This window comes from Pseudomonas sp. P108, from assembly GCF_032613195.1.
GTDB lineage: Bacteria > Pseudomonadota > Gammaproteobacteria > Pseudomonadales > Pseudomonadaceae > Aquipseudomonas.
This window is the reverse complement of the sequence record NZ_CP126691.1, coordinates 5052359-5065397: the sequence shown is the minus strand read 5'-3', so window position 1 is coordinate 5065397 and position 13039 is coordinate 5052359. Positions and strand designations below refer to the sequence as shown.

Annotated in this window: 12 protein-coding genes; 5 read left to right on the top strand and 7 right to left on the bottom strand. The window is 55.7% G+C overall.

The genetic code is table 11. The features are described 5' to 3' along the window. Positions 1-32: 32 nt before the first annotated feature. Positions 33-800: a helix-turn-helix transcriptional regulator gene (locus QOM10_RS22265; protein ID WP_316916950.1), complete on the bottom strand. Its 768-nt coding sequence runs from the start codon at positions 798-800 to the stop codon at positions 33-35. 112 nt (positions 801-912) lie between these two features. Between QOM10_RS22265 and QOM10_RS22260 the strand changes: the two genes are divergently transcribed. From QOM10_RS22260 to QOM10_RS22250, 3 genes are all read left to right on the top strand, one after another. Further along, positions 913-1728 carry a sulfite exporter TauE/SafE family protein gene (locus tag QOM10_RS22260; protein WP_316916949.1) on the top strand — a complete coding sequence of 272 codons (816 nt, stop codon included), beginning with the start codon at positions 913-915 and terminating at the stop codon, positions 1726-1728. Positions 1729-1805: 77 nt separating this feature from the next. Further along, complete coding sequence (locus tag QOM10_RS22255; protein ID WP_316916948.1) at positions 1806-2525, top strand: DUF6933 domain-containing protein; 720 nt, start codon at positions 1806-1808, stop codon at positions 2523-2525. Between the two features lie 86 nt (positions 2526-2611). Continuing rightward, entirely contained in the window at positions 2612-3760 is a 1149-nt protein-coding gene (locus tag QOM10_RS22250; protein ID WP_316916947.1) for a hypothetical protein, read from the top strand. Positions 3761-3763: 3 nt separating this feature from the next. Here QOM10_RS22250 and QOM10_RS22245 read toward each other — a convergent pair whose 3' ends face one another. From QOM10_RS22245 to QOM10_RS22220, 6 genes are all read right to left on the bottom strand, one after another. Beyond that, a complete protein-coding gene (locus QOM10_RS22245; RefSeq protein WP_316916946.1) occupies positions 3764-4750 on the bottom strand; it encodes a hypothetical protein in 987 nt (328 codons plus the stop codon). 57 nt (positions 4751-4807) lie between these two features. After that, on the bottom strand, positions 4808-5146 hold the full coding sequence (locus tag QOM10_RS22240) for a hypothetical protein (protein WP_244294975.1): 339 nt from the start codon (positions 5144-5146) through the stop codon (positions 4808-4810). Between the two features lie 136 nt (positions 5147-5282). Further along, positions 5283-5996 carry an HNH endonuclease signature motif containing protein gene (locus QOM10_RS22235; RefSeq protein ID WP_134176794.1) on the bottom strand — a complete coding sequence of 238 codons (714 nt, stop codon included), beginning with the start codon at positions 5994-5996 and terminating at the stop codon, positions 5283-5285. A gap of 113 nt (positions 5997-6109) precedes the next feature. Next, positions 6110-6643 (bottom strand): Bro-N domain-containing protein, encoded by a 534-nt coding sequence (locus QOM10_RS22230; RefSeq protein ID WP_134176795.1) that lies wholly within the window; start codon positions 6641-6643, stop codon positions 6110-6112. A gap of 348 nt (positions 6644-6991) precedes the next feature. Beyond that, a complete protein-coding gene (locus tag QOM10_RS22225) occupies positions 6992-8242 on the bottom strand; it encodes a ribonucleotide-diphosphate reductase subunit beta (RefSeq protein WP_122662771.1) in 1251 nt (416 codons plus the stop codon). A 542-nt stretch (positions 8243-8784) separates the two neighbouring features. Then, a complete protein-coding gene (locus QOM10_RS22220) occupies positions 8785-9045 on the bottom strand; it encodes a DUF2790 domain-containing protein (protein ID WP_316916945.1) in 261 nt (86 codons plus the stop codon). 474 nt (positions 9046-9519) lie between these two features. Here QOM10_RS22220 and acs point away from each other — a divergent pair, with 474 nt between their 5' ends. Both acs and QOM10_RS22210 read left to right on the top strand, forming a co-directional pair. After that, positions 9520-11475, top strand: a complete 1956-nt coding sequence (acs, locus tag QOM10_RS22215; protein ID WP_316916944.1) for an acetate--CoA ligase — start codon at positions 9520-9522, stop codon at positions 11473-11475. 727 nt (positions 11476-12202) lie between these two features. Next, the gene (locus QOM10_RS22210) at positions 12203-12976 is read left to right on the top strand and encodes an ABC transporter substrate-binding protein (RefSeq protein WP_038366516.1); all 774 of its coding nucleotides are present in this window, start codon (positions 12203-12205) and stop codon (positions 12974-12976) included. Positions 12977-13039 lie beyond the last annotated feature (63 nt).

The following is a 13039-nucleotide window of genomic DNA, read 5'->3' as shown; positions in this document are numbered from 1 at the left end:
CGGCCGGGATCAAACGCATTTTTTGATTTGCGCTAATTCGCCGCCTCCAACCAGACGGACGGTGCCTGCCCGAGGATCCGCCGGAACATCGTCGAGAACGCCGCCGGGCTTTCATAACCGAAGTCCAGCGCGATTCGTGTCACCGCTTCACCCGAGGCCAAACGTGCCAGCGCCAGGACCACGCAAGCCTGCTGCCGCCATTGTCTGAAGCTCAGCCCGGTTTGTTGGCGAAACATCCTGTTGAAGGTACGCAAGCTTATGTGTAATTGGTCAGCCCACTGCTGTGGTGATTGGTGGGCGTACGGCTGATGCAGAAAGTTCTGACACAGAGACAGGAGCTTTCCGTCAGTCGGCAGCGGAATGTGCAACGGCAGCGGCGCACTGCGCGTCAACTCATGCAGCAACAGATCAATCAACACACCATCGCGCCCGCTGAGGTCATACGTCAGCGGTACTTCCACCGCCTCCATCAGCAAATGCCGCATCAACGGCGACACGCTGATCACCTGACAGCGCTCCCCCAAATCCACTGCACCCGGTTCGATGTACAAGCTGCGCGTGCTGACCCCAAGCATCAACACCTCGTGCGCCACCCCCGGCGGAATCCACACCGCTCGCTGTGGCGGCACCACCCAGTTGCCGTCATGGGTGCTGACCTGCATCACCCCGGTCGCGCCGTACAACAACTGCGCCCGCCGATGCGTGTGAAAAGGCAGCAAGTGACCGTGGGAATAATCCGTACCGATCGCCACCACCGCGCGCGGCGTGTCATCCAGCAGATTGATCGAAACATTGCGCATCAGGCGTTTTCCGGTGATTGGCGTAAACGCAAATATTATTGGCTGACTTGCTGAAGCAGGCCAAGCGCTGCCGCTCTATCGTCGACCGCTCTCCCACCACGGACGCCTCGACATGTTCTATTTACTGCTGACCCTCTTCGGCTGCCTGACCGGCATCACCGCGGTCCTGTTCGGCTTCGGCGGCGGCTTCGTCGTGGTGCCGCTGCTGTATCGTCTGCTCACCGCGAGCCACGGCGCCGACGACCCGATCGGCCAGTCAGCGATGCACATCGCCGTCGCCACTTCGACCTGCGTGATGATCGTCAACGCCCTGATCGCCACCGACAAACACCGCCGCGCCGGCAACCTGATCCGGCATTACCTGTGGCCGTTGGGAGGGTTTATCGGCGTGGGTGCGGTCGTTGGCGCAATAGCGGCGGTGTGGGTCAGCGGCGAAGTGCTTCGCTACGCGTTCATCGGCTATCTCGGCGTGACCATCATTGATTGCCTGCTGCGACGCGGTTTTCTCACTCAGAACGCAGACGTCATCCCACGCCGACTTGGCGCTATAGAAACTTCCGCAGGCGGTGTAGGCATCGGCGCCATCGCGACGTTTCTCGGTGTAGGAGGCAGCGTCATGACCGTGCCGTTGTTGCGCCGTTGTGGATTGAGCATGTCGCAAGCGACGTCCATGGCCAACCCGTTGAGTGTGCCGGTGGCATTAACGGGGACCCTTACGTACATGGCGCTGGCCGGGTTCAGCCAGGCCGAATTGGGGACTTGGTTTGTCGGGTATGTGGATTTGCTGGCGTTTGCGGTGCTGACGGTTGGCTCGCTCATCGGGATTAGATTGGCTGCGCCATGGATTGGGCGGATCCCGGATCGGGTGCATGCCTGGGTTTATATCGGGTTGCTGATTATTGTGCTGCTGTGCATTTCGCTTAAATGAACCATTGCCAGGCTACAGCGGAAGAAATCAAAATCGGTAATTGAGCGCCGTCCTCCAGAAACTACGAGAGAACCCGGATGTTGATCTTCAATTGCACCGAAGCCGCCAGCAAATTCTTCAGCCGTGTCCACAAGGGCAAAAAGATCACGCCGGTGAACGCTAATCCGCCGTCCCCAATCATTGAAGATGATGAGTCGAACGGCGCTGACGAGCAGTGGCTGGTGCACGCGATAACGGTACAACGCAAGCATGTGTTGTTGGTCATTCACGTCCAGACCCGCTATTGCCTGATTTTCGCTGATGCGAAAAAGGCTGACACAGAAGACTTTGTTGATCGATTTGTAGACCGTTGGGTCAAGGGGATAGTGATCAACGCACATCATCATGACCTCGGGCAGTGGCTTAATCCGGAGTTGATGTTGGCGCGGCTGAAACAGACTTGTGAGCATCAACGGTTCTATCGACGTAGCCATCGCAGCGCGCAAAAACACATTGATGAGATTGCATGGAATTTCCAGGACAAAGTCGCCCATACGGGGTCTTTGCCACCGGATGAAATCACAGCGATGGTATTTGACGAGCAAATGAATGACACGCCCAGGAGCAGCAAGGGCGCCAAGTCCTACTACTTTCCGGATGAGGAAATGGCGCTCCACTGGCTGCGTCATTACTGCTTTCTTGATGACGTCCAGCTTCATGCTGCCAAGGAGCGTCGCCAACAAATGGCTCGGAAAATTGCGGCGCTGGAGCACGAAGCCTGGCTTAAAAAGTACGAGCAAGAAAACTCGAATAGTTAAGCGGCCCCCGCCATAATCCGCAGCGTATTTTTCAGCGCCGGCGCCTGTGTGCCGACGCGTTCTCCGACTCCTTCAAGGATTGATTCATGCTCAAGGGACTGATGCGCCTGGCGCCATATGCCGCGGCGCTGTTCACACTGATTTCCACTGCCCATGCCGAAGATGGCCGGCGCGTATTTACCGGTACGCTGGGTAAGACACCGATTGTCGTGGAGCTCAACACCACGCAGCCGGACGAAGTGACTGGTCGCTATTTCTATGAGAAGTATCATCGCGATCTGGCACTCAGCGGTTCGCTGCAGGACAGCACGCTGAGCCTGACCGAGGGCAACAATCGTTACGGCGACGACAAGCCGCTGCCAACGCTGAAACTGAAACCCACTGCTGATGGCTGGCAGGGCGAATGGCAAAGTCCTCAGGGCAAGAAGTTGCCGATGAAACTTGCCGAAGCCAAACTTCCAGCGCCGACATCAACGACTTTGCCTTTCATTGCCACGCTGCCGAAGAGCGAACCCTACGAGTATTTGCGTTTACAGGGACTCAAGCTCAAACCCGCGAAGACTGAAAGTTTTATGGGTTATAACCTGCAGTGGTGGGTCGAGCCTGAATCGAAAATTTCACTGTTCAGCGTAGCGTCCGGCTACCCGGCGCAAGATCAACTACGCATCAATCAGCTATTGCTTGAGCGACTCTGGCGAGAGGTCATCAGCTACCACGCCTGCATGCTGCAAGGTGGCGAAAATGCCGAGCAGTATCAGAGTGTCGCGCCCACGTTCCTGTCGCCGGACGTGGTCAGTCTGAACATCAATACCGGGTATGACTGTGGTGGCGCGCACCCCGATGTCAGTAACTCCCCCATCAACCTAAATGTTTACACTGGCCAAGACATGAAGCTGCAAGACGTGTTGTGGGTTGGTGAGCGCGAGAATACCTCGGCTGGAAAAAACGTGAGCAGTCAGAGCGATGTGTTGACGCCGTGGCTGATCAAACAATTCACAACGCTGTATCCCAACGAAATGAAAAAACCAGCCGATGGTGATGAGGACAGCTGCGATTACACCGATGAAAATGTTTGGAGCGTTTTAAATTGGCACTTCACCGCCAAAGGCATTTACCTGGGACCGTACTTTCCGCGCGTACAACGTGGTTGCGATGAACCAGAGTGGTCGATCCTGCCGTACTCCCTCGTCAAACAACACCCCGGCGCCGTCAACCTGCAACTACCCCAAGGCTAACCGTCACTCCAGCCCCGGCGCTTCACGAATAATGAAGTGATCCAGGTTCTCGATATTGGCATTGAAGACCTCGAAAGGCTTTTCGGGGTTCTTCTTGCCGGGCACCTGCTTCAACTCCGGCGTCACCCCATAGAAGAAACAGAACAACGCCTTGTCGCTATCCACCGCATGCTTGATCTCTTCCAGAAACGCCTTGCGCTTGCGGTAGTTGTCGATCAGCTTCTTATTCAGATAAACGCTGACCGGATACGGCTTCTTCTTACTGTCCTCGGGCTTCTTGAACCAGACCTTGTCCTCGAAATCGATACGAAAACTGGCACTGTGGAAGTCCTCGATCTTCTTGATCCGCCCCCAGTAAATCAGCCCCTTGTTGTCCGTCAGATACTCAATCTTCTTGAAGAACGAACTGTACGGCGCCGAATGTTCGCCGACCTTCAACGGCATGCGCTTAAGCAACTCCTTGTCCGCGAAGTTGGAAACGAAACACTCCACCGGATGCGCAAAAACACTGGTCTTGTCCGGCGCCGATTCACGACCCGCCGACTCTTTAATACTGTCCGCCGCCAGCCGCACCGGATCATCGCGCAACACATCCGCTTCTACCGCTGGCGCGACAGGCTTGCGCACATACTCACGGCGGGTCAGCAACAACTCCGACGGGAAATGCTCCTCACGACCGTCATCCGCCTCACCATCCGCCGTCTCAACGCCAGACGCTGAAGCCTTCAAACTCACATACGGACAACCCGCCACATGCTGCGTCGTGGGCAGATTCTTGAAGTGCGGCGTGCGCACGTAATTCACGTTCTTGGCGTTGAACGTGCCCAACTCGTTGGAAGCGTCGAACGTTGAACGACAGGCATCGTTGGGGCACTGGAAGTGTTCCTTCGCAGAGTCGAAGGCAACCGTCTCATCGAAATTGAGATCGCGAACATCATAGATCGACAACTTGTCGTCGAGGCTGAGGCAGTAGGCGAGATCGAATTTCATGGTGGGGCTCGGATCCTTGAGTGGGGGAGGGGTATTAATAGCGGGAGGCGGGGCGGCTTACCAGTAATGGACCTCGCCACCCAGCATCAACATAACAGCCACAAAACCGAGATTGCCAAACAGGAAGGGCAGAATGGTAATGACGATTTGAATCACAACCGCGATTTTAAAGCCGGCGGACATGCCATAACGCTTCCAGTAAATAACATGCAGCACCATTGTTAGCGCATTTGCGACCCAGACTGCTCCAACGGCCATGATTTCGTTCTTTTGAGCGATACGCAGGGCCATAAGCAGCAGGCAGAAAAAGACGATTAGAAATGAGGCGGTCAGGAGTCGGGATTGACCTGGGGTGGTCGAATTTCGGGTTGGTGGCTGCATGTGATGTTCGTCCATATGCGTTTTCGAGAGTGCTCTCGGTCACGGTAAGCGTTGTTCAGCAGCACACAAAAACTGTGGCGAGGGAGCTTGCTCCCGCTGGGCTGCGAAGCTGCCCCAAACCAGCAAATGCGGTTAGCAAGGCAAGGGGCAATTATTCCTTTTCTAGTCTTCCAACGTTGTCATAAAGCCAAGCAGTGAATTCCGCTCTGTCGTCCGAATGATGGCAACGCTGGTGACAGTTGGGACACAACGCCACAACATTCGTCTCAAGGTCCGAACCCTTTTGCGACATGTGCTTGACGTGATGCACTTCCAAAAACGGTTTCCCATCCTTTTCAAATGGCGCTGCTTTGCCACAACCTTCGCACTTTCCATTGGCTTGCTGACGAACCCAGCCCCTCAATTCAGGATCGCGAAAATAAACCTTTCTAGTGGAAGTCGTTTGGATTGGCGTTTTTATCCCTTTAGGGACGTAATCAAATTGCTTTCGCTCAAATTTAGCCGCACGTTGCTCGAGCAATGCTTCGTCCGCCGTTGGATCAGAATCTTCAAGTGTCAGAACAGTAGAAGCATCAAGTGCCTTACGGATGCTGCGCGCTACATTCGCTCCAACATTCTTGGCAGGTTTATAGCCTTCAATACGCACTCGATCCATTTCTACCAGCACGGTAGAGATGTTCTGCATCCGAAACTCGATCGAGCCTTTAGTCCGACCGGCTAAGGGGCCTTCACGCAAGATTCGATTTTCCTCAGTCTTGACGAATTTCTGGCCGCTTTGCTCGCGTGCCAGCATTTTCAGATAGGCGTCGACCGCCGCCTGAATCTCTACGTCACTCCAATCGCTATTACTTTTTTCCGTGTCCATAGAATCGCCGAGGGTTGAATACCCTCGGACGATACTGAGTGGCCATCACATCTGTCTACGAAAAGTCCTACAGGAAATAGCGACGAATCCTGCGCGGTCCTACAAACTTGTTCCTAACCCATCGAGTGCTTCGAGGACTGGAACACCTGCGTAACCCTCCGCCACCAGGGTTTCTCTAGAGAAGCTCGTCGTGGATTTCGATCGTTTAACAGGGAAGGCATATCCCGCAGCCGAATCCACCCCTCATCCTGCCAATGCAACAAACTCAAAGACATCTCCGGCCAATCCAACAAACTCAACATTGGCCGATTTGAATTTCCCGAATCCTGCGCATCGCGCAAGGTCGGCACTACCTCATTGGTCAGCCACTCACGCAACAACCGATTCCCCGGTACGTAGTGATACACCAACAGCGCATAAACCCCGGATTCACTAAGCATCAGATGCTGTTCTGGTTCTCGAAAGTACTCAATCCACATGACGCGGCGTTGATCGATATCTAACTTATTGACCACCCGATCATTCAGATGGAAGCCCATCAAACGGCCAACATCCCGGGCGGAGAACCATGGCTGGTTTTCGAGTAGAAGGGCATGCAGAGAAAGGTTGTGGCGAGAGAAGACGGTTACCGAGCATGGATTAGACATATCTATGACCTCTACGTTTTGGAATTTTGGGAGGGCCTGACCCAACGTAGAGCGGACGTAAGAAATCCCAACGAGCAGAGCAGTTGCCACCGACGAATTACACGTCTGTGTCACTGACCAAGCTTTCTACGTTGGGCGTTTCTTAGGCACCTGCGATAGAGCTTAGTAGTGCTCGTGGCAGGCTTCAATGGGAAGCGACTGTAAGTGCTGTAGGAGATTGAACGCTGTGGCGTAGGCGTAAAAAGGTTCACCTATCGCCCATAAAAAAGCCCCGATCAGATCGGGGCTTTTTGCTTTCTCGACTTGCCGACTCAAACCGCAATCGTCAAATCGTGCCGAGCGAGACTATTAGTCCCAGCTCAACGCACCACCAGTTTGGTATTCGATCACGCGAGTCTCAAAGAAATTCTTCTCTTTCTTCAAGTCCATAATCTCGCTCATCCAAGGGAACGGGTTAGTCGTCCCTGGATATTCCTCTTTGAGGCCGATCTGCGACAAACGACGGTTAGCGATGAACTTCAGGTAGTCCTCCATCATCGCCGCGTTCATACCCAACACCCCGCGAGGCATGGTGTCACGTGCGTATTCGATCTCCAGCTGCGTACCCTGCAGAATCATCTGGGTCGCTTCTTCCTTCATCTCAGCATCCCACAAATGCGGGTTTTCGATTTTGATCTGGTTGATCACGTCGATGCCGAAGTTCAGGTGCATGGATTCGTCGCGCAGGATGTATTGGAACTGCTCGGCGACGCCGGTCATTTTGTTGCGGCGGCCCATGGAGAGGATTTGGGTGAAGCCGCAGTAGAAGAAGATGCCTTCCAGAACGCAGTAGTAGGCGATCAGGTTGCGCAGCAGCTCTTTATCGGTGTCTGGGGTGCCGGTTTCGAACTTCGGATCGGAGATCGAACGGGTGTACTTCAGGCCCCAGGCGGCTTTTTTCGCGACCGATGGGATCTCGTGGTACATGTTGAAGATTTCGCCTTCATCCATGGCCAGCGATTCGATGCAGTACTGGTAGGCGTGGGTGTGGATCGCTTCTTCGAAAGCCTGGCGCAGGATGTACTGGCGGCATTCCGGGTTGGTGATCAGGCGGTACACGGCCAGTACCAGGTTGTTGGCAACCAGGGAGTCGGCGGTGGAGAAGAAGCCGAGGTTGCGCATGACGATGCGGCGCTCGTCGTCGGTCAGGCCTTCCGGGTCTTTCCAGAGGGCGATGTCGGCGGTCATGTTGACTTCTTGCGGCATCCAGTGGTTTGCGCAACCGTCCAGATATTTCTGCCAGGCCCAGTCGTACTTGAATGGCACGAGTTGGTTGAGGTCGGCGCGGCAGTTGATCATGCGCTTTTCGTCAACGGCGACACGGGCGGAGGCGCCTTCGAGTTCGGCGAGGCCTTCGGCAACGTCGAGGGAGTTCAGTGCAGCCTTGGCGCGGGCGACAGCGGCCGAGTCGTCGGCGGTCACGGCGCGGGCTTCCAGCGCTGCGGCGCCGCCGGCGTTGTCGAGGCGGTCCATGTTGGCTTCAGTAGCGTGGCCGGCGTTGGCGCCTTTCACGGTTGCTACTTCACTGTCTTCTTTGTCGAATTCGTCCCAGCTCAGCATGACGTGTCGTCTCCTGCGTGAGGGCCTGTGCCCGTGTGAAACCTGATTGGTTGGTTTTTCACACGGTCGTACAGACCGCGTTGGATGTCGTTTTTTGCAGCGATGCACGCAGGCAAATAAACAGAAATTTTGACGGGTTCCGAGAGCCTCTGATGGGCGCAATCAGCGTTGAACGCTGCTGCGGGGCTTCAGAATGGCTTTTGCTCCCTGTAAGGGAATATTGCTGACCCGTATGGGGCGGCATTATAGGGAAAAAAACACGGCTGTGCTGAGGCGAATCCGCGCATGGAGCGGTCGAGGAGGGTGGTTTTTCGACGAGAGTGAGGGTTTACAGGGCTTTGCCGGGGATAGATTTTTTTTCGCAAAAATCTCGCAATTGTCGATTTGCTCAAAAAACGAACAAAAAAACCGGTTTTTCACTACATCTAGTGGTTTGCAAGCATTTTTGATGACTTCAAACACAACTGAGCCCGACCGAAGTCGGGCTGGAATCGACCCTCAATGAAGCGCTGAGAGATCCAATTCGGTGCAGTCTCGAATCATCAATTGGTGCAGCCGTTGCCCATGACGCTGTAGCGCAGGATGTGGCGCTGACCTTTGGAGTCGTCGTACTCCATTTTTGCCGGTACTACTTCGCAGACGTTGGGAATTTCACTCATCGATACAACGTTGGCGATGTCCAGGTGAGTGGAGTAAGTGTATTCCTCGATAACCGGTTGTTGCTGTGCGACATCAGTCGGGATCTCATCTGCCATGGCGGTTGCGCACAGACTGCTGAGGGCCAGAACCAATAAAGCTTTCATTCGGATTTACCTTTTTGAGGTCGAGTGGGGTCACGCAACCTTTATGGGGTTGCGTGTGTAACTTCATCGTTTGCAGTTATTACTTGAGAGCTGGATTAACGGCCTTCGTGGGGGCTGTATCGTTGTTAATCGCGTTTGCCTTGTTGGCGAGGTGAATTTTAGGGAGATGGGGCGGGGGTAAACAGAGCGGGTTTTGATAAACACCTTTGGCAGATTTGGTAACAATCGCTTGAGATGGGGTGGTGACTGGATTGCTGGGCGGGTGATTTGCCTGGGGGACCGAGGTGTCTGATTCGCTTGCAGGCAAGCTCCCACAGGGAATTGGGGATGTTTGGAGGATCGGTGTAAGGGCCGCGTTACGGGTATCTGGATGTTTTGTAGGGGCTTGTTACTACCATCGTCGAATGGTTCTATGGCCCCCGCCCCGTTACAACAGGGTCATACAAAAACAACTATTACACCGAGGTAGGAAAGATGAGTGCGGCTTCTCTGTATCCCGTTCGTCCCGAGGTTCTGGCAAACACGCTGACTGACGAGGCGACCTACAAAGCCATGTACCAGCAGTCGGTCGTCAACCCGGACGGCTTCTGGCGCGAGCAAGCCCAGCGTCTGGACTGGATCAAGCCTTTCACCACGGTGAAACAGACGTCGTTCGACGATCACCATGTCGACATCAAGTGGTTTGCCGACGGCACCCTGAACGTTTCCTACAACTGCCTCGACCGTCATCTGGCCGAGCGCGGCGATCAAATCGCGATCATCTGGGAAGGTGACGATCCTTCCGAGAGCCGCAACATCACCTACCGCGAACTGCACGAACAAGTCTGCAAACTGGCCAACGCCCTGCGTGGTCAGGACGTACACCGCGGCGACGTGGTGACCATTTATATGCCGATGATTCCCGAAGCCGTGGTCGCCATGCTGGCCTGCACCCGGATCGGTGCGATTCACTCGGTGGTGTTCGGCGGTTTCTCGCCGGAAGCCCTGGCCGGTCGCATCATCGACTGCAAATCGAAAGTGGTGATCACCGCTGACGAAGGTATTCGTGCCGGCAAGAAGATTTCCCTCAAGGCCAACGTCGACGACGCACTGACCAATCCGGAAACCAGCAGCATCCAGAAAGTCATCGTCTGCAAGCGCACCGGTGGCGACATCAAGTGGAACCAGCATCGCGACATCTGGTACGAAGACCTGATGAAAGTGGCGGGCACCGTTTGCGCGCCGAAAGAGATGGGCGCGGAAGAAGCGCTGTTCATCCTTTATACCTCCGGTTCGACCGGCAAGCCGAAGGGCGTGCAACACACCACTGGCGGTTATCTGCTGTACGCGGCGATGACCCACGAGCGCGTGTTCGATTACCGTCCGGGCGAAGTCTACTGGTGCACCGCCGACGTCGGCTGGGTCACCGGCCACAGCTACATTGTCTACGGCCCGCTGGCGAATGGCGCGACCACGCTGCTGTTCGAAGGCGTGCCGAACTATCCGGACATCACCCGGGTGGCGAAGATCGTCGACAAGCACAAGGTCAACATCCTCTACACCGCACCGACCGCGATCCGCGCGATGATGGCCTCGGGTCAGGCTGCTGTTGAAGGCGCGGATGGCAGTAGCCTGCGCCTGCTCGGTTCCGTGGGCGAGCCGATCAACCCGGAAGCGTGGGACTGGTATTACAAGAATGTCGGCAAGTCGCGTTGCCCGATCGTCGATACCTGGTGGCAGACCGAAACCGGCGGCAACATGATGAGCCCGTTGCCGGGTGCGCACGCGCTGAAGCCGGGTTCGGCGGCGCGTCCGTTCTTTGGTGTGGTGCCGGCGCTGGTCGACAACCTCGGTAACATTATCGAGGGCGAGGCTGAAGGCAATCTGGTGATTCTCGATTCGTGGCCAGGTCAGGCGCGCACGCTGTACGGCGATCACGATCGTTTCGTTGATACCTACTTCAAGACTTTCCGGGGCATGTATTTCACCGGTGACGGCGCGCGTCGTGATGCCGATGGTTACTACTGGATCACCGGGCGTGTCGATGACGTGCTCAACGTGTCCGGCCACCGTATGGGTACGGCCGAGATCGAGAGTGCGATGGTTGCGCATCCGAAAGTCGCTGAGGCGGCGGTGGTGGGTGTGCCGCATGACATCAAGGGGCAGGGCATTTATGTCTATGTCACGTTGAAGAATGGCGAAGAGCCGACCGAGCAGTTGCGTCTGGAGCTGAAGAACTGGGTGCGCAAGGAGATCGGGCCGATTGCGTCGCCGGACGTGATCCAGTGGGCACCGGGGCTGCCGAAGACGCGCTCGGGCAAGATCATGCGCCGGATTCTGCGCAAGATTGCCACGGCGGAATATGACGGGTTGGGGGATATCTCGACCCTGGCGGATCCGGGTGTGGTGCAGCATTTGATTGATACGCACAAGACCATGAATGTTGCTTAAGTAGCAGGTCTGAGAAGAAGAAAGCCCCGTCCGGTTTTGCCGGGCGGGGCTTTTTTGTGTCTGGGGGTTTTGTGGTGGTTGGGCTGGCCTCTTCGCGAGCAGGCTCGCTCCCACAGTTTGACCGAGTACCTTCAGGCAAAATGCAGATCCCTGTGGGAGCGAGCCTGCTCGCGAAGGCAATTTGTCAGGCGCTGGTGTAGTCCGCTGTCGGAACGCAGACCCGACCAACCAATAATTATCGATCTCCCCCGTAAGACATTTCCCGCTGTTACCCAACACCTTCCACGTAACCGAATGTGTAACCGCCCGCCCCGGAGCGGGGCGAAGGGAAACGCATCGCCCCGTTTTAGAGCCTCTAAACCCCCAGTGAAAAATAAGACACAACGCTGCGCTTGCCGGATTAGAAGGGTTTGCGAATAATAGGCCCGCAATTTGCAGCATAGATCGGTTCACTGTCTCTCGCTCTTGCATGAAATTGCAGGGCTGTCAATGCGCCAAAGTCGCTTTCTCTGTGCATCTGTAATTAGTTGTCGCATTGAAGAAATATCGGCTTCCGGCCTGTCGTTAGAATGCCGATCACTCGCTCATCGTGGCTGACGTTGAAACCTCCTTCGGTTTCAATGGGAAATTTCCCACCGATGCAGCAACCGATTTCCCGATTCACCCATTCGCATATTGGGCTGTCGCTCACTCTGCCGTTTTTGCCCTTTACCGATGGAGTCCCAAGATGAAGAAACTTGTGCTGCTTGGCGCCCTGGCACTGTCCGTGCTGTCGATGAACGCCTTCGCTGACGAAAAACCTCTGAAGATCGGTATCGAAGCGGCTTACCCTCCGTTCGCCTCGAAAGCGCCGGATGGCAGCATCGTCGGTTTCGACTACGACATCGGCAACGCTCTGTGCGAGCAGATGCAGGTCAAGTGTGTGTGGGTCGAGCAAGAGTTCGACGGTCTGATCCCGGCACTGAAAGTGCGCAAGATCGACGCGATCCTGTCGTCGATGTCGATCACTGAAGACCGCAAGAAGTCGGTCGACTTCACCAACAAGTACTACAACACCCCGGCACGTCTGGTGATGAAGGCCGGTACTCAGGTCAGCGAAGGTCTGGCTGAGCTGAAGGGCAAGAACATCGGCGTGCAACGTGGTTCGATCCACGAGCGTTTCGCCCGCGAAGTCCTCGCGCCACTGGGTGCCGAGATCAAGCCGTACGGCTCGCAGAACGAAATCTACCTCGACGTGGCCGCCGGTCGCCTCGACGGCACCGTGGCTGACGCCACCCTGCTGCAAGACGGTTTCCTCAACACCGACGCCGGCAAAGGCTTCGCGTTTGCAGGTCCAGCGTTCACCGACGTCAAATACTTCGGCGACGGCGTAGGCATTGCAGTGCGCAAGGGCGACGCCCTGAAAGACAAGATCAACGCTGCCATCGCGGCCATCCGCGAAAACGGCAAATACAAAGCAATCCAGGACAAGTACTTCGCCTTCGATATCTACGGCAAGTAACACGTCTCTGCGACAAGTCCGAAATGGCGCAAGCAACAGGATCTCTGCGGTTTGCGCCATTTT